The following is a 17,988-nucleotide window of genomic DNA, read 5'->3' as shown; positions in this document are numbered from 1 at the left end:
AAGTCAACAAATTACATTTTTCACCTTATTTATTGGTATTTCATAATAAATGTATTATAATAATATTTTATAATAAACTTATAGTAAGGGGGAATCTTATGAAATTTAATAAATTAAAATCAATATTTCTATCATCAGCATTAGCAATATCTATATTATTTACTGGATGTTCTAATGGCGATCAAAATACAATTACAAATCAAACCCAAGTTAAGAACTCAATATCTAATAATAATCAAGTAACGATTGAATCTAATGATTCATATCAAAGTTTAAGCGCTAGTAAAGAATTACCTAAAGGCTCTGTTAAAGCAAGTGTTGAAAGAGTTGTAGATGGAGATACTATGAAACTAAAATTAGACAAAACTAAAGAAGTTGTAACTTTAAGACTTTTATTAGTGGATACTCCAGAGTCAGTAAAAAAAGGTGTAGACCCTCAACCATACTCAATAGAAGCATCAAACTTTGCAAAAAATACTTTAGTAACTGGAGATACAGTTTATATTGAATATGATGAAGGTAGTAAAACTGATAAATATGATAGACATTTAGGTTATTTATGGTACTACTCTACTGATACTTCTAATTGGCAAATGTTTAATGAAACATTAATATCTAAAGGATACGCTAGAGTTGGATATATTTATTCTCAAAAAAGACATTTAGATGAGCTTTATAAAGCTCAAGACTATGCAAAATCAAACAAGTTAAATATATGGTCTGTTGATGGATATGTAACTGATAAAGGATTTGATGTAGAGGCTTATAATTCTAATACTAATACTTCTTCTAGTGATTCTAGTTCATCAAGTAATTCTAATTCATCAAGTAATACAGTTTATGCTAATGGTGGTTCTTCTAGTTCAAATAAGTACCATTCTACTAAAAATGCACATAATATGAAGGGTGCAATTAAGATGACTGAAAAGGAAGCTAAATCTAAAGGTTATGTACCTTGTGGACTATGTTATTAAACATTTAAAACATAAAAAAAAGCCAGTAAAATTAATTTTACTGGCTTTTTTTAATAATTTTGTTACTATTAATTACATGTATATATCAGATAGTTCTAACTTAGATTTATTAATTATCTCATCTTCACTATATTCTTTATATTCTATCTCTTCGGTTACAATAGGTAAGTCAACTTTAAATATAGTTCCTTCATTTATTTTAGATTCTACACTTATATTTCCATTATGTAACTCTACAAATGATTTAACTATAGATAAACCTATTCCACTGCCTTCATTTTTTCTAGTCATAGTACTATCTAATTGAACAAATTTATCAAATATCTTATGTAAGTTATCTTCTTTAATGCCTATACCATTATCTTCTACTTCAATCCTTAACATATTATTATTCTTTATTAAATTAACTCTTATAGTACCTTCCTTATTTGAAAACTTAATTGCATTAGATAATAAATTAAGTAATACTCTTTCAATTTTATTACAATCTATATTCATTATAATTTCTTCGTCTGTAGTATCAAATATTACTTCTAAATTTCTAGCTTTTACATATGGCAGTATTGACGTTACAACACTTTCTGAAAGCTCAACTATATTTACTTTCTCCAAGTTTAAAGTCATATTTCCATATTTATATTTATCTATATCTATTATATTATTTATTAGTCGTAATAATCTATTACAATTATCATCTATAATCTTTGCATTGTTTACTTTTAATATAAAATCTTCATCATGCTTATTAGATTTTGTAAGTTGCATTACAGATGTTATAACTGTAATTGGAGTTCTTAACTCATGAGTTATATTAGATATAAAATATGATTTTAATCTATTGACTTCATTTGATTCATTTATAACACATAAAAGTTCTTTTTGATATTTTATCTTATATCTAATATAAAATATTAAAACAAAAATTATACTAATTAATCCAAACACAAATAATAAAATAGATAAGCTTAATTCTTTATGATTAAGTATATATGCTATTGGATCATTTATAATTATTGAACCTTCAGGTAAATCTCTCTTTTTTATATTAAACTCTTTCATTGTGTGATAATCAAATACGTACTCGTTTGCATTATCCTTATCTATATATAATTTCTTTGCATCTTTACCTTCTAGTATAGCTTTTACTATTTCTCCAGCCTTTTTACCTTGATTATAATGATTAATAACTTTTCCACCAATACTTCCATTATTTATATTATATCCTAGTATACTATATATAGGTGCATTGTTAGTATATTGCTTTATTAGTCTAGTTACATCTTCATGACCAATCCAATAGTTATTTTTAAAATTATTTGGATAAAAAGTTATAATTCCATCATCTTCATCTAAAGTAGATAACTTTTCTTTAAATTCATCAATACACATATTTTTCGTCACAATTGTATTAATGTTTAATCCCTGTTTAGTATAGAACCCTTCCTCCAACGATTCAATTGATCTATCTAAAATCTCTAAATCTTCAGTTATAATATAAATATTTTTCACATTTTTATGAAGTTTAGCAATTAATTCTATGTTTGCACCTAATGACTCTAATTCTCTTACTCCTGATACTAGATTATATTTAAGCGAATCTTGTATAAGTTTTGTATCTTCCACACCTAAAAATACTATAGGTATATCTTTAAATATGTCATCTCTATACTTAATTGCAAACTCTAACGCTTCATCATCTCCTACAATAATAGAGTCATACTTTTCATAAGTACTTATATTATATTTTAATAAATTATAAAAGTCCCTTTCATTACTTTCATTATCTGTTATCTTAGAGTCCATATATTCAGTACGTAGATTAATATCTTCTCCTAAACTATCAACAATTCCATTTATTTGATCATTAAAACTAATAAAATTTGGATTATATGAACTAATAAATAAAATTTCTTTTCTTTCTAATGAATATACATTTTTACTATTTGTAAATATAAAAAACACGATAATTATAAAAGTATAAATTCGTTTTATATTTATAAGCCTCTCCTCCTTCTCAATCTGCTGTCAATTTATACCTTATTTTATAATTTTATCATCTTTTTTAATTTATTATAGTATTTTTATGAAGATTATTTATTTTTCGTACGACATCTTTCTACTTTTATCTATTTTATTCTCTTTAATTTTGCTTTTTTATCCATTTTTATTATAAATAAGTCATAAAATAACTTACCTTACTCACACCTTCATTTTTTAAAGGAAGGTACCTCAAAGTAATTTTTTAAGTATTATAATATCCTTAAGCTCAAAAAGTCCCACCCAATGGGCAAGACTTTTATTCTAATTCAAAAGCACCAGTATAAAGTTGATAATACTTACCAGCTTTAGCTATTAGTGATTCATGACTTCCTCTTTCAATTATTCTACCTTGTTCAAGTACCATTATAGCATCTGAATTTCTAACTGTAGATAATCTATGAGCTATTACAAAAGTAGTACGACCATGCATTAAGCTATCCATACCATCTTGAACTAAATGTTCTGTACGAGTATCTATACTACTTGTTGCTTCATCAAGTATAAGAACTGGTGGATCTGCTATGGCTGCACGAGCTATAGCTAGTAATTGTCTTTGACCTTGACTTAAATTTGCTCCATCTCCAGTTAAAACTGTATCATATCCTTGAGGTAATCTTTCGATAAATCCATCAGCATTAGCAAGTTTTGCAGCTTTAGCTACTTCTTCATCTGTAGCATCTAAATTTCCATATCTTATATTATCAGCCACAGTACCTGTGAATAAGTGTGTATCTTGAAGTACTATTCCTAAACTACGTCTAAGATCTGCTTTTTTAATTTTATTTATATTTATACCATCATATTTAATCTTTCCGTCTTGTATATCATAAAAACGGTTAATTAAATTTGTTATTGTAGTTTTTCCAGCACCTGTAGACCCTACGAATGCTACCTTTTGACCAGGCTCAGCGTATAATTTTATATTGTGAAGTATTGTTTTTTCTTCATTGTAACCAAAGTCAACATCATTGAATGTAACATCTCCAAGAAGTTTAGTAAGTGTAACTGTCCCATCACCATGAGGATGTTTCCATGCCCAAGTTCCAGTATGTTCTTTACACTCTTTTATGTTACCTTCTTCATCTTCTATGGCATTTACTAAAGTAACATATCCATCATCTACTTCTGGCTTTTCATCTAGTAAACTAAATACTCTCTCTGCACCTGCTAAAGCCATTATAATACTATTAAGTTGTTGACTTACCTGACTTATTGGTTGAGAGAAACTTTTGTTAAGTTGTAAAAATGATGCAAGAGCACCTAAAGTTAATGAAGTAACTCCTGATATAGCTAAAATTGAACCAAGTATTGCACAAGCAACATAACTTAAGTTACCTAAATTTACGTTTATAGGCATAAGTATATTAGCAAAAGCATTTGCATTATTAGCACTATCAAATAATTCTTCATTAAGTTTATTGAAATCTTTTATACTTTCTTCTTCATGACAGAATACTTTAACAACTTTTTGACCTTCCATCATCTCTTCTATAAATCCATTAAGTTCACCAATAGATTTTTGTTGTTTCATAAAGTAAGAACCTGCTTTACCTGCAACCCTACCTGTTGTAAATACCATTATACCTACCATTATAAGAGTAAGTATTGTAAGTGGTATATTTAAAATTACCATACTTACAAACACACTCACTATGGTAGCAGCTGAGTTTACAAGCTGAGGCATACTTTGGCTTATCATTTGACGAAGTGTATCTATGTCATTTGTATAAACACTCATTATATCACCATGAGCATGAGTATCAAAATATTTTATAGGTAGACTTTCCATATGAGTAAAAAGATCTATACGTATTTTTTTCATAGTACCTTGAGATACATTAACCATAATTCTATTGTAAGTATAAGTCATTAAGGCACCTGCTATGAAAAATAAAGCTAACTTCATTATAGCCATTGACAAAGGTCTAAAATCAGGATTTGATTGACTCATTAAAGGAAGAATATAATCATCAATTAAAGTTTGCATAAATAAAGTTCCCTTAACACTTACAAATGCTGAACCAAATATACAAAATAAAACTACAATACAGTGAGGGGTATAATTTTTTAATACTACTTTCATAAGTCTTTTTATAGTCTTTACAGGATTTTGTCCCTTAGGTCTTTCCATTTTTCCAGGCATAGGCTTTTTATTTTGTGATTTCATAATCTTTTTCATCTCCCTTCATTTGAGAATTATAAACATCAGCGTAAATTTCGTTATTTTCAAGTAGTTCTGCATGTGTTCCTACTCCACTTATTTTTCCATCATCTAAAACTATAATTTTATCTGCATCTTGAATACTTGATATACGTTGTGCAATTATAATTTTTGTTGTATTTGGTATCTCCTTTATAAAAGCACTTCTTATCTTAGCATCTGTTGCTGTATCAACTGCACTTGTAGAATCATCTAATATTAATATCTTTGGCTTTTTAAGTAAGGCTCTTGCTATACATAAACGTTGTTTTTGACCACCAGATACATTTGTACCACCTTGTTCAATGTAAGTATCATATCCATTTGGTAATGTATCTATAAACTCATTAGCACAAGCAAGCTCACAAGCTCTTATTATTTCTTCATCTGTTGCATTTTTATCTCCCCAACGAAGATTTTCTTTTATAGTTCCACTAAATAATACATTCTTTTGTAAAACTACTGAAACTTCATTTCTTAAAGTTTCTATATCATAGCTTCTTACATCTTTTTTACCAACAAATACAGAACCTTCACTAACATCATATAAACGAGATATTAAGTTTACTAAACTTGATTTTGAAGAACCAGTTCCACCGATTATTCCAATAGTCTCACCTGATTTTATGTGTAAATCTATATTTTGAAGAACATATTTTTTACTTCCTTTTTTATAAGCAAAATTAACATTGTTAAAATCAATATCTCCATTTTCAATTTCAAAATCTGGATTTTGTGGATTAGTTAAATCACTTTTTTCCTCTAATACTTCAGCAATACGCTCTGCTGATGCTTTTGACATTGTAACCATAACAAATACCATAGATAGCATCATTAAACTCATCATTATATTCATAACATAACTAAATAAACTTACCAATTGTCCTGTAGTTAAACTACCAGCAACTATCATATTTGCACCAAACCATGATAAACCTAATATACATCCATAAACTGATAACATCATAGCTGGCATATTACATGATAAGATACTTTCAGCTTTTACAAATAATTTATAAACATTATCTGCTGCTTTTTCAAACTTTTTAATTTCATAATCTTCTTTTACATAAGCTTTTACAACACGAATAGCATTTACATTTTCTTGTACACTTGCATTTAAATCATCATATTTTTTGAACACTTTCATAAATATTGGATGGGCATTTGATATGATTAGTGCTAAACATATTCCCAAAAATACTATTGCTATTAAAAATAGGGAACTAAGCTTTTTGCTTATAGTAAATGACATTATTAATGCAACTATAAGCATCATCGGTGCTCTAAAGCACATACGTAGAATCATTTGATATGAATTTTGAACATTTGTCACATCTGTAGTCATACGCGTTACAAGTCCTGCAGTAGAGTATTTATCTATATTTGAAAATGAAAAACTTTGTATATTTTCATACATAGATTTTCTTAAATTTTTTGCAAATCCTGTACTAGCTAATGCTGCATATTTACCACTTAATACTCCAAATAGTAACGACAGTGCAGCTATAACAACCATTACTCCCCCTATTATAAATACATGTTTCATATTTCCTGTTGAAATACCATCATCAATTAAAGTTGACATTAATAGCGGTATTAACAATTCCATTATTACTTCGCATACAATAAATATTGGTGTTATTATTGATGCTTTTTTGTACTCTTTAACTTGACTAGCTAAAGTTTTAAGCATAATGACTCCTCCTTATAAGTATATATTTAATTTTGTACGTGTCCTAACAATCTATTTTTTATTAAAGCCACCATTTTAGGAGGCCTATTATTCATCTAAATTTTTCTTTATTTTTTTCATAACCTTAAAAAAAAGTTCTAATTCTTCTTCTGTAATTCCTTCTCTAAGTTTCTTATCATGTTTTTCAATTTCTCTATTAATTTCATGCTGAATTTCAGATGCTTTTTTAGTTAAAACTAACTTTTTCAACCTTGCATCATAAGATACCGGCTGTCTAATAATTAATTCATTTTTCTCCATCAATTGTAAAATACCAGTAGCTGTTGAACGTCTAATAGAGAATTCTTCTTCTAAGTCTCTTTGAAATACATCCTGCCCTTCATGCTCACTCAAATAACCTATTACCCATTTTTGAACACCTGTTAATCCCTTGAATTTATCATGAATAGGTGATTTGTCAAAATCTCTTTTTAAAAGATTATGAACAGTTTTTATTTCAAATCCAACTAAATTTTCTTTGTCTATTTTAAACACCTCATTTATGTTAGGACACTAACATTGTATTGATTAATAGTTCTAATGTCAAGTTTTATTATTATATTCTTTTTTATAATAATGATTTCACTAAAATAGATTCAAATATTATATAGTATTCTTTTACTAAAAAAGGTGTTAAAATTAATTAGCACCTTTTTTATTATTATTTAATATTTATCTTATGTATTTAACATATATAAATTCATAAAATTTATACATTACTTAGATAAAATTTCAACTCCATCTTCAGTAACTAAAATCATATGCTCCCATTGAGCTGATAACTTTCCATCATCAGTATATGATGTCCATCCATTATCTGCATCTATATATAAATCAGCATCACCTTGGTTTATCATAGGTTCTATTGTAAATATCATACCTGGAACTAATACCATTCCCTTTGCTCCTTTATAATGATAAACAAAAGGTTCTTCATGAAATTCTAGTCCTATTCCATGTCCTCCAAATTCTTCAACAACAGAATATCCATTAGCTTTAGCATGAGCTTCTATTGCCGCACCTATATCTCCTAAATGTCCCCATGGTTTAACTGCTTCTATCCCTTTATATAAACATTCTTTAGTTACTTCAACTAATCTCTTAGCTTCTTCACTAACATTTCCTATCATAAACATTCTTGATGCATCTGAGTAGTATCCGTTATATATAGTAGATACGTCTACATTTATTATGTCACCATCTTTTAATACTCTCTCAGGGCTTGGTATACCATGGCATATTTCATCATTTATAGATGTACATACACTTTTAGGGAAATCGTGATATCCAAGTGGTGCAGGTATAGCACCTTGAGATATTGTAAAGTCATGTACTAATTTATCTATTTCTTCAGTAGTCATTCCTGCTTTTATGTTTTCAGCTACTAAGTCTAGTACTGCATTGTTTATTTTTGCACTTTCTTTTATTTTTTCTATTTGATCTTTTGTTTTTATTATATTATGAGAAGGAACTTCAAATCCTCTTTCCTTTAAAGATTTTAATTTTTCATCAAATTCCATATGGCATTTTTTATATTTAAGTCCACTATTACACCAACATTCATCATTTCTATTTATTTTCATAAATTATTTCTCCTATTATATTTTTACTTATAATTATTTTATGATATTGTATTATTATAAACTATAAATTTATTTTACACTACCCTCTCTTATAAGCCTAGCAAAATCATCTGGTAATATCTCATTTTCTTCAATTTCTTTTGCCATTTTTTCAAAATTATAAGCTACTTCTATTATTTCAACTTCAACATTTGTATCACATATCTCTATAATTACATAGTTTGCATATGGTTTATTAGTCTTAGGCTTTCCAACGCTTCCTGCATTAACTAATAATTTTTCACCATAATATTTAGCATATGGTATATGAGTATGACCACAAACTAATATATCCTCAACTAATTCATTCATAACTTCCTCTGCTTCTTTAGAGTTTTCTTTTAAATACTCATTTATAACTCTTGTACTTCCATGAACAAATCTTATAGTCTTATTATTAAAAGTAAATATTGCTTCTTTAGGAAGATTTCTTAAATATTTTTTATTTTCATCAGTTGTCTCTTGAGATGTAAAATACATTGAAAGACCTGCCTTTTGTGCATCCTTTGGATCTTTATAATCACATCCACATACTATTTTTAAATTACCTATAGCATCATCATAATTTCCCATTATAGTAAGTATATTTTCTTCCTTCATCTTATGTATAACTTCATTTGGACGAGTTCCATATCCAACTAAATCTCCTGTACAAACTACCATATCTACATTTTTTGATTTTATATCCTCTATTACCTTATCTAGTGCGTATATATTACTATGTATATCTGATATTACTGCTATTTTCACTTAGATTTCCTCCTAATTATCTAATTTTCCTTCACTTACTTTATACAATTTCAACTATATCTGCTATTTACACATTAACATTTAATCATATGATATGTTAAAAAATATTTTTTGTAAATGATTAAATCAAATAAATTTGATTTACTATTTAATATTTTTATCATTTATATAAATAGATATATCATTATTAACTAATACTAAATGTAAATTTAACTTAATTAAAAATAAAAAATTTGTTATAATATATAAATAATATTGGAGGTTATTGATATGAATAATATAGATTTTATTTTCAAAGCTTTATCTGATCCTATAAGGATAAAAATATTAAAAAAGCTATATTCTGCTGAAAGTGTATGTGTCTGTGAACTAACAGATATATTTGATATATCCCAATCAAAACTTTCTTATCACTTAAAGCTATTACTATCTGCAAATCTTATAGATAAAACATCAAAAGGAAAATGGAATTTCTACTCTGTTAATAAAGATACGATTTCAAGAGTATTAACTTATGAAGTTATTCAAAAATTATTTTTATAAAAGAGTTGTAATATCAAAAAAAATTGATATAATGAATAATATAATATTTCAAAGTTATTTAAATTTATTATATCGATTTTTAGTTAACTTAAAGATATATTTTTTTATTTTTAATATCAATTTTTTTTGATGTATGGAGGTTTTTATGAGTATATTTAATTTTTTTACAGATCAAGTATTAGGTATGAAATGGTTATCTAATTTAACAACATTATTAGTTGAAAATGTATTTAATCTTGATATAACTTCAAAACTTGGAGGAAGTATTCAGTTTTTTATATATGATACAATAAAAATATTTATACTATTAGGTGTTTTAATATTTTTAATATCATATATTCAAAGTTACTTCCCTCCTGAAAAAACAAAAAAAATACTTACAAAATTTAAAGGAATATCTGGTGCAACAGTTTCTGCTTTATTAGGAACAGTAACTCCGTTTTGTTCTTGTTCTAGTATTCCTATATTCATAGGATTTAGTAATGCAGGTTTACCTCTAGGTGTAACTTTCTCATTTTTAATTTCTTCACCAATGGTAGATTTAGCATCACTACTTTTATTAGCAGGTTTCTTTGGTATGAATATTTCTATTTTATATGTAGTTTTAGGGCTTATAATTGCCGTAGTTGGCGGAACTATAATAAGTAAGCTTAACTTAGAAAATGAGATACAAACATACACAGAGCATACTAGAGAGCTTTATGCCGAATCTGAAAACTTTAATCAAAAACAGAGATTAAATTATGCAAAAGAAGATACTTTAGCTATTATAAAAAATGTTTATAAGTATGTAATAATAGGTGTTGGTATCGGAGCTTTAATACACAACTATATTCCACAGAATTTAATACTTAAAGTACTTGGAGATAATAATCCATTTTCTGTTATTATAGCTTCAGTTGTTGGTATCCCAATGTATGCTGATATTTTTGGAACTATACCAATAGCAGAGGCATTATTTATGGCTGGAGTTCCTATAGGAACTGTACTTGCATTTATGATGAGTGTTACAGCCCTATCTCTTCCTTCTATGATAATGCTAAGCAAGGTTGTAAAACCTAAGTTATTAGCTATATTTATAGGAATTGTAACTATTGGTATAGTTATAACTGGATACTTATTTAATGCAATTGGACCATTTTTAATGTAGCCTGTATAATAGACGCATATTCTATATATATAGTTATAAATTTATAACTATTGTAATTACTAAAAATGAATGATAATATAAAAAATCCAATAGGTCAACTATTGGATTTTCTATATTAGTATATAGCTTACCTTACTTCCATATATACGCATCTTTAATAATATTTCTTTGCATCAAATCTTCAAAGCTTTCATTAAAATCTAAAAATACTTTAGTTAATCTTAACTTTTCCTTATCACTTATTTTTAATTTATGAAACTTTCTAAGTCCAATTGCAAACTTTCCCATAGACACTCTAAAATCATCATAATCTTTTTCATATAGTTTATGATCTTTACTTAAAGTTTCTAACTTATTTAAGTTAAGTTTACATTCTTCTTCATATATCTTTATATCATCAATACTTTTAATACTCATATTAACTTTAGTAGTGTTCACTTTTAACATTATCAAGTTATTTCTGTACTCATTTATTATAATTTTGTCATTTTGATTCATTAATTATTTCTCCTATTTTAAATTTATGTAATTTATTAATACCCTAAATTTCCTTAAACTACACTATAAGTTTGTTATTAATCCTAGAAAATTTATAATTAGTAAGTTTTAAAATATATAATATTTTTTACGTACTTTTTCATAAAAAAATGCATATAAGACTTTTTTTACTTTATATATAAGCTTCTCTTTTACAAGTAATATATATATCTATTACGTCCTATTATTATTCTTTCACTTTTGTAATAAATTAAATATATCTTACTCAAAATCTTTATCTAGTTTTTTAGTATTTACATTTTATCTATATCAATATTTTTTGCTATAATGCTATAATATATTTTATACAGTACATTAATAAAATTAATTAAATTAACTTATTGTGCTAATTAAATTTAATCATTGTAAATACTGTATTTTACAATATATATATTTTGATAGTTATAATACTTTATATAACAATTTCAATATGTTTAATAAAATATCTAGCACAACAGATTAAATTATAATAATTATATAGCTAAGAAAGGATTAAATATGAAAATAACATATATTCACCATAGTAGCTTTAGTGTTGAACTTGATAACACTATATTGCTTTTTGATTACTTTAAAGGAAATCTTCCAAACTTTGATAAAAATAAAAAACTATACGTATTTTCTAGCCACTCTCATCATGATCATTTTGATAAATCTATTTTTAATTTAGAAAAAATACATCCAAATGTAGAGTATATACTATCAAATGATATTAAAATTACCAAATCACAAAATACTAAATTTGTAGGAGCAAATGAAAGATTGGTAGTAGATAATTTAGAAATTAGAACCCTTGAGTCTAGTGATTTAGGTGTTGCATTTATTGTAAAAGTTGAGAATAAAACAATATATCATGCTGGGGATTTAAATTGGTGGCACTGGGAAGGTGAAAATACACCTGAAGAAAATAAGTTTGCTGAAAATAAATTTAAAAGTGCCATAGATAAAATAAATGGAGAAAATATTGATGTTGCTTTTCTTCCCCTAGATTCCAGACAAGGAAATCATTATCACTTAGGATTTGATTATTTTATGAGAAATACTAATACTAAAATTGCATTTCCAATGCATTTTTTTGGACCTTGCTCTCTTTCTAAAGTATTTAAAATTTCAGAGTATGCATCCCCTTACAAAGACAAAATAATTGAAGTAAATAAAGACGGACAAATTTTCGAGTTATAAATTTTCACTTTACTCAAATTGATATTGCTTTTATTCATAAATTATCAATAAATTCTTTATAAGTAAAAAATTCCCCCTATGTAATTAATTTTGACACAGGGGGGATTTATATATGTTTTTTATCTTAAATTCTATTTATAAAAAATTACTTTTTCTCTATATTCATTCCTATAATCATTCCGACACACGTTCCAATACATATACCATAAGATATAAATTCTTTTCCAAATATGTTTGTAAAAGATAATCCTATTGCTGCTCCCAAACACATTCCTAAAGACATTCCCATTGTCATGTAATTTTCTTTTATTTTTTCTTCATTTTTTTCTTCATACGCTTTATTTTCTTCATTTTTCTTCTTAACATTATTTATGAATATTACCACTGCAATGCTAACAACTATTAATGGTAGTATATTAAATATAAATTTAATCATAAGTTTACTCCCCCATACCTTATTCTATCCGCAATACATAGCAATTGTATATACTTATTATATCATAAATTTTGTAATTTTTCATAATCGTGGAAATAATTGTAATATAATTGTAAAATTTATGTAAAAAATTTACTTCGCTTGATCGACATGTCACGAAACATTTCATGTCGCCAATGACTTCGTCCGTTGCTTGAGCCACTGCGTGGGCGTAAAAAATAGTAGGTTATATAATTAACCTACTATTTTTATCTACTCTTTGTAATTATCTATAATCTCGTTAATAGTCTCTTCAGAATTAGTTATAACTCTAAATTCAACTCTTCTAGATGCATCTTTATCTTCTACATTATCCTTATATACTCTATGGCTATAACTCATACCATTAGCAGTAATATTATCAATTAGCCAATTTTCATATTCACTAAGGCTTTGCATATTCATAACATACTCTAATACATTTCTAGTTCTATCTTGAGACAATTCCATGTTTTTAAAGTAAGCAGTCTTAGTATCTGCTCCTTCTTCCCATTCACTAGAAGTATGACCTTCTATTCTAATTTCTGTTACTTTATCTTTATAATTTTTGTAAATTACATTTATATACCTAGGAAAAAATGAATCAAGTATATCTTTAAATTGATCTTTAATCTCTGATTCTCCCTTATTAAAGAATACTTCTGGCTCTTTAAATCTTATCGTTCCATCTTTATCAATCTCCATATGCCAGTTATCCATATCCCCTTCAAATTCATTATATAAATCTTCATAAATGTTTTCTTTACTTTCCTCATAGGTTGTAACTATATTTTCTACAGTTTGTTGTTGTTTTTTTATATTTGTATTTTCGTCTATTACTTTGCTCATAAATATAACTGATGTAAATAGAAAAACTATCATAAGACCTGACATTAAATCAGAAATTGATGACCATATATTATCGCTATTTTTATCTTTTCTTTTAAATTTATCTAGTTTACTCATACTCTATTTATCTCCTTGTGAGATAGCTTCATTATCTATGGTACTTACTACATCATTTTGAGCAAATGCTTCTTTTAATTCATCTAATAATCTATAATAATCCTCTGAAAATCCTTCTGATATAGTTACTAATTGACCAGCTAAACAACTTAAGACATCTGTAAATTCTTCTATTAATGTATTATCTAATTTTTCTATTTTTCTTGTGCATAATTTTTCCATTTCTTCTGCCATAGTTTTTATTTGATTTGAAGTTGCTACAGTTATATTTTCTAATCTTTTTGTAGACTCTGATATAGTATCATCTAGTGTGTTATTTATATTTGCTGTATTTTCTTTTAATAGTTGTATTTGTTTATTTATTTCTAAAGTATTTTCTTTAAATGAATTTTGTACTTCTTCATTAAAGTGTATCAATGTTTTATTAAATCTTTTTTGTGTACTTAATAAATGTTCATTTATATCTGGTATTAAATCTTTTAAGCTATATATTAACATTTTACATTGACTTATATGTTCTGATATTTCATATTTAAATTGTCTATTATTTTCATATATTGATTGTGTAGTTTTTGATAATACATCTTCTGTTATTGTTTCTAGATATGATTTTATATTATTTATATTTTCAGAAATTAAAGTTTGTAAATAAGCTGTACTTTCTTTTGTACGATTATCTATATTTGTGAAGTGTTCATTTATTTGTGGTATCGATTCTTTTGCAGTATTTGATATTTCAATTATAGATTTGTTTGACTCTATTATTACGTTTTGTGCTTTATTTATTTCTTTAAGTACTTCACTTAAGTTTTCATTATTTTCTTTTATAAGTGATGAGTTTTTAGAAATACTTTCTATTGATTCATCTGCATTATGTATAGTCTTTATTACTGTTTCTAATTCTTTAGTTGTAATCTCTATAGTTTCTTTATAATTTTCTTGCCATGTTAATAAATCATTTACTCCACTATTTAAAAGTGTAAAACATTCTCCAAGCTTTTTAAATTCACCTATAAGCTCTTCTTGTTTTGATATAGTATTATTATTTAAACTTAATATTTCGCTTTTTAATTCTACTATTAAATTTTCTTGGTGACTAGACCATATTTCACTTACTTTATTTAATACATTTTCAGTTTGCTTTTGATTTTCTATAAGTGTAGTATTTACATTTCTACTTTCAGCTATCATTGTATTAAATAGCTCCATAATATCGTCGATATTTTCTTCATCTTCATTCTTTAAAGTTATGTACTTCATAAGTATTGATGCTGTCATACCTATTATGGATGTTGCAAAAGCTATTTTCATACCACTTAATAAAAGCGGTACACTAGACGTTATATCATTTGGATTAAACTTCCATAGTCCTATTGATATACCTACAAAAGTACCAAGTACACCTATAGTTGATGCTATATTTCCAAGCATAGATTCTTTTGAGTACTGTTTTTCTTTTAAGAAAAAATATAATATGTAAGCAACTAAAATCCCAAATATTATTGTTACTACTAATTCCAAATATATCACCCCTTATTATTTTTGCTTGTCAATAATATTTATATGATTAGTTTTTTATATTTATATCATTTTTTCGTTTATATCGTAGTTTTAAATAACTTTAATATTAAAATACAAAAAAAGAATGTTGCAACTATAGCAACACTCTTTCTTCCATTATGCTTATACACAATAAGATTTTTTTTAAACGATTATAAAAACGCTAATTCTTATTAGCTTAAATGCATTTTTATATAAATAAAATATAATCTTATTAATACATTATACTCCTTGTTGTAAACAAGATTTTAAATCATCATCTGGAGTACTTATAACTCTTAAATCAAATGTATCGACTAAATATTGAAGTACATTAGGACTTAAAAATGCTGGTAATGTTGGACCTAAGTATATTCCTTTTATTCCCAATGATAATAATGCTAATAAGTCAGCAACTGCTTTTTGTTCATACCAAGATATAATTAAAGATAACGGTAATCCATTAACATCAGTATCAAAAGCATCTGCAAGTGCTGTTGCTATTCTAACTGCTGAGTATGCATCATTACATTGACCTACATCTAATAATCTTGGAAGTCCTGCCACTTCTCCAAATTCTAATTTATTAAATCTATATTTTCCACATGCTAATGTAAGTATTACGCAGTCATTTGGAACCTTTTTAGCAAACTCTGTATAGTAATTTCTACCTGGTCTAGCTCCATCACAACCTCCTATTAAAAAGAAGTGTCTAATTTTTCCTTCTTTAACAGCATTGACTATTGTCTCTGCATGACTTAATGTAGCATGATGTCCAAATCCAACTAATATTTCATGTGGCTCTTGATCTTCTTTATATCCTCCAAGTTCTAGTGCCTTATCAATTATTTCGCTAAAATCTTTTGTTCCATCTTCCTTTTTACCTATATATTTAACTCCATCCCATCCTACAACGCTAGTAGTAAATATTCTATCTTTATAAGTTTCTCTCGGCCTCATTAAACAATTAGTTGTCATAAGTATACATCCTGGTATATCATCAAATTCCTTTTGTTGATCTTGCCAAGCACCACCAAAGTTTCCTACAAGATGAGGATATTTTTTTAGTTCTGGGTAACCATGAGAAGGTATCATTTCTCCATGTGTATATATATTTATACCTTTTCCTTCAGTTTGTTTAAGTAACATATCTAAATCTTTTAAATCATGTCCTGATACAACTATAAATGGTCCTTTTTTAACGTGAACATTTACTTTATGTGGACATGGATTTTTATAAACTGTAGTGTTAGCTTCATCTAATTTTTTCATAACTGCTACACTCATATCTCCAGTTCTCATTGTCCATCTTATTAGTTCTTCTACTCCTAGATTATCATCAGTTGTTGCTTCTAACGCTCTTATATAAAAATTATCTACTTGGTCATCATAATATCCAAGCTCTCTTGCTTGGTGTCCATAAGCACTAACACCTTTTAAGCCATATACTATAGTTTGTCTTAATGAACGAATATCTGGGTCTAAATTTTGATCATACATTATACCTGCTTTTTTAGCATCTTTAAGCATTTCTGCTTTTGTATCACTTAAATTATATGTAGCGTGGTCTGTGTTGTTTTTTATACTTCCAACTTTGCTTCTTAAAGCTTCTTTTATTTTCTGAGACTTCTTTAACATTTCAACATGAACATCTGCATCAAAATTTACATTTGTTAATGTTGTAAATAGACTATTTTCTATAAAACTAACTATGTCTTTATCTACATTTTCACCTTTTTCAACTAATTCTTTTGCATAGCAGCTTATTCCTTTTATTTGATATATAAGTAAATCTTGAAGTGCTGCTACTTCTGGAGTTTTTCCACATACCCCCATCTTAGTACAACCTTTCCCTCCTGCTGTTTGCTCACATTGATAACAGAACATTGGATATTCTATCGCCATATTATTTTCCACAGTATTACCTCCATTTGATATTTATATAATCAACATATATTTTTCTCATTTTTATCTAAAATATAATTATTTATTTTATTTTTTGATGAATTATCATATATAAAAAATTCGATTCACTTGAGCCACGTGTGGGCGCTAATTTTTATGTCGCCAACGACTTCGTCCGTTGCTTGAGCCACTGCGTGGCGAAGTATTTCAAAATCTTTTTTACGCTCAAAACCAATTTATTGATATTACTTACATTCAAAATTTATCCACCTTTTTTAAGTATTATAATATCCTTAAGCGTAAAAAAAAGTCCTATTAATATAGAAACTTTTTTAGTTTTCATCTTACTAGTATTTATTCATTTATATAAATAAATCATCTCTATTTTTTA

The 17,988-nt window shown here is 26.5% G+C and carries 15 protein-coding genes; 4 read left to right on the top strand and 11 right to left on the bottom strand.

Features of this window, described 5'->3' with window-relative positions; translation table 11 throughout:
• Positions 1-98 precede the first annotated feature (98 nt).
• Positions 99-974, top strand: coding sequence for a thermonuclease family protein (locus CRIB_RS05080; protein WP_180703447.1), 876 nt, complete (start codon positions 99-101; stop codon positions 972-974).
• Between the two features lie 72 nt (positions 975-1,046).
• Here the strand turns inward: CRIB_RS05080 and CRIB_RS05075 are convergent, their stop codons facing one another.
• From CRIB_RS05075 to CRIB_RS05050, 6 genes are all read right to left on the bottom strand, one after another.
• On the bottom strand, positions 1,047-2,936 hold the full coding sequence (locus CRIB_RS05075) for a sensor histidine kinase (protein WP_180703446.1): 1,890 nt from the start codon (positions 2,934-2,936) through the stop codon (positions 1,047-1,049).
• A 334-nt stretch (positions 2,937-3,270) separates the two neighbouring features.
• The gene (locus CRIB_RS05070) at positions 3,271-5,181 is read right to left on the bottom strand and encodes an ABC transporter ATP-binding protein (protein ID WP_180703445.1); all 1,911 of its coding nucleotides are present in this window, start codon (positions 5,179-5,181) and stop codon (positions 3,271-3,273) included.
• The gene (locus CRIB_RS05065; protein WP_180703444.1) at positions 5,165-6,910 is read right to left on the bottom strand and encodes an ABC transporter ATP-binding protein; all 1,746 of its coding nucleotides are present in this window, start codon (positions 6,908-6,910) and stop codon (positions 5,165-5,167) included. The genes CRIB_RS05070 and CRIB_RS05065 overlap by 17 nt, the downstream gene beginning before the upstream one ends.
• Before the next feature lie 87 nt (positions 6,911-6,997).
• The gene (locus CRIB_RS05060; RefSeq protein WP_180703443.1) at positions 6,998-7,444 is read right to left on the bottom strand and encodes a MarR family winged helix-turn-helix transcriptional regulator; all 447 of its coding nucleotides are present in this window, start codon (positions 7,442-7,444) and stop codon (positions 6,998-7,000) included.
• 221 nt (positions 7,445-7,665) lie between these two features.
• On the bottom strand, positions 7,666-8,532 hold the full coding sequence (locus tag CRIB_RS05055; protein WP_180703442.1) for a methionyl aminopeptidase: 867 nt from the start codon (positions 8,530-8,532) through the stop codon (positions 7,666-7,668).
• 69 nt (positions 8,533-8,601) lie between these two features.
• Positions 8,602-9,321, bottom strand: coding sequence for a metallophosphoesterase family protein (locus tag CRIB_RS05050; protein WP_180703441.1), 720 nt, complete (start codon positions 9,319-9,321; stop codon positions 8,602-8,604).
• 270 nt (positions 9,322-9,591) lie between these two features.
• Here CRIB_RS05050 and CRIB_RS05045 point away from each other — a divergent pair, with 270 nt between their 5' ends.
• Together CRIB_RS05045 and CRIB_RS05040 are read left to right on the top strand one after the other, a co-directional pair.
• Positions 9,592-9,864 carry an ArsR/SmtB family transcription factor gene (locus CRIB_RS05045; RefSeq protein WP_180703440.1) on the top strand — a complete coding sequence of 91 codons (273 nt, stop codon included), beginning with the start codon at positions 9,592-9,594 and terminating at the stop codon, positions 9,862-9,864.
• 145 nt (positions 9,865-10,009) lie between these two features.
• Positions 10,010-11,014: a permease gene (locus CRIB_RS05040; protein WP_243633582.1), complete on the top strand. Its 1,005-nt coding sequence runs from the start codon at positions 10,010-10,012 to the stop codon at positions 11,012-11,014.
• A gap of 132 nt (positions 11,015-11,146) precedes the next feature.
• Here the strand turns inward: CRIB_RS05040 and CRIB_RS05035 are convergent, their stop codons facing one another.
• Entirely contained in the window at positions 11,147-11,512 is a 366-nt protein-coding gene (locus CRIB_RS05035; protein WP_180703438.1) for a hypothetical protein, read from the bottom strand.
• A gap of 537 nt (positions 11,513-12,049) precedes the next feature.
• Here CRIB_RS05035 and CRIB_RS05030 point away from each other — a divergent pair.
• Positions 12,050-12,733 (top strand): MBL fold metallo-hydrolase, encoded by a 684-nt coding sequence (locus tag CRIB_RS05030; RefSeq protein WP_180703437.1) that lies wholly within the window; start codon positions 12,050-12,052, stop codon positions 12,731-12,733.
• A 145-nt stretch (positions 12,734-12,878) separates the two neighbouring features.
• Here the strand turns inward: CRIB_RS05030 and CRIB_RS05025 are convergent, their stop codons facing one another.
• The 4 genes from CRIB_RS05025 to hcp form a co-directional block, all read right to left on the bottom strand.
• A complete protein-coding gene (locus tag CRIB_RS05025; protein WP_180703436.1) occupies positions 12,879-13,169 on the bottom strand; it encodes a DUF2700 domain-containing protein in 291 nt (96 codons plus the stop codon).
• A 252-nt stretch (positions 13,170-13,421) separates the two neighbouring features.
• Positions 13,422-14,153, bottom strand: a complete 732-nt coding sequence (locus CRIB_RS05020; protein ID WP_180703435.1) for an OmpA/MotB family protein — start codon at positions 14,151-14,153, stop codon at positions 13,422-13,424.
• 3 nt (positions 14,154-14,156) lie between these two features.
• Complete coding sequence (locus CRIB_RS05015; protein WP_180703434.1) at positions 14,157-15,674, bottom strand: hypothetical protein; 1,518 nt, start codon at positions 15,672-15,674, stop codon at positions 14,157-14,159.
• A gap of 261 nt (positions 15,675-15,935) precedes the next feature.
• Positions 15,936-17,609 (bottom strand): hydroxylamine reductase, encoded by a 1,674-nt coding sequence (gene hcp, locus CRIB_RS05010; protein WP_180703433.1) that lies wholly within the window; start codon positions 17,607-17,609, stop codon positions 15,936-15,938.
• Positions 17,610-17,988: the final 379 nt, after the last annotated feature.

The organism is Romboutsia ilealis, from assembly GCF_900015215.1.
GTDB classification, from domain to species: domain Bacteria; phylum Bacillota; class Clostridia; order Peptostreptococcales; family Peptostreptococcaceae; genus Romboutsia; species Romboutsia ilealis.
The sequence above is the reverse complement of the archived record's forward strand: the minus strand, read 5'-3'. Positions and strand labels throughout refer to the sequence as shown.

What these genes read in the sequence shown, in the direction of transcription:
- CRIB_RS05020 (WP_180703435.1), bottom strand. Translation starts at nt 14,153, where the DNA reads ATGAGTAAACTAGATAAATTTAAAAGAAAAGATAAAAATAGCGATAAT.
- CRIB_RS05025 (WP_180703436.1), bottom strand. Translation starts at nt 13,169, where the DNA reads ATGATTAAATTTATATTTAATATACTACCATTAATAGTTGTTAGCATT.
- CRIB_RS05035 (WP_180703438.1), bottom strand. Translation starts at nt 11,512, where the DNA reads ATGAATCAAAATGACAAAATTATAATAAATGAGTACAGAAATAACTTG.
- CRIB_RS05065 (WP_180703444.1), bottom strand. Translation starts at nt 6,910, where the DNA reads ATGCTTAAAACTTTAGCTAGTCAAGTTAAAGAGTACAAAAAAGCATCA.
- CRIB_RS05030 (WP_180703437.1), top strand. Translation starts at nt 12,050, where the DNA reads ATGAAAATAACATATATTCACCATAGTAGCTTTAGTGTTGAACTTGAT.
- CRIB_RS05045 (WP_180703440.1), top strand. Translation starts at nt 9,592, where the DNA reads ATGAATAATATAGATTTTATTTTCAAAGCTTTATCTGATCCTATAAGG.
- CRIB_RS05070 (WP_180703445.1), bottom strand. Translation starts at nt 5,181, where the DNA reads ATGAAATCACAAAATAAAAAGCCTATGCCTGGAAAAATGGAAAGACCT.
- CRIB_RS05040 (WP_243633582.1), top strand. Translation starts at nt 10,010, where the DNA reads ATGAGTATATTTAATTTTTTTACAGATCAAGTATTAGGTATGAAATGG.
- CRIB_RS05055 (WP_180703442.1), bottom strand. Translation starts at nt 8,532, where the DNA reads ATGAAAATAAATAGAAATGATGAATGTTGGTGTAATAGTGGACTTAAA.
- CRIB_RS05080 (WP_180703447.1), top strand. Translation starts at nt 99, where the DNA reads ATGAAATTTAATAAATTAAAATCAATATTTCTATCATCAGCATTAGCA.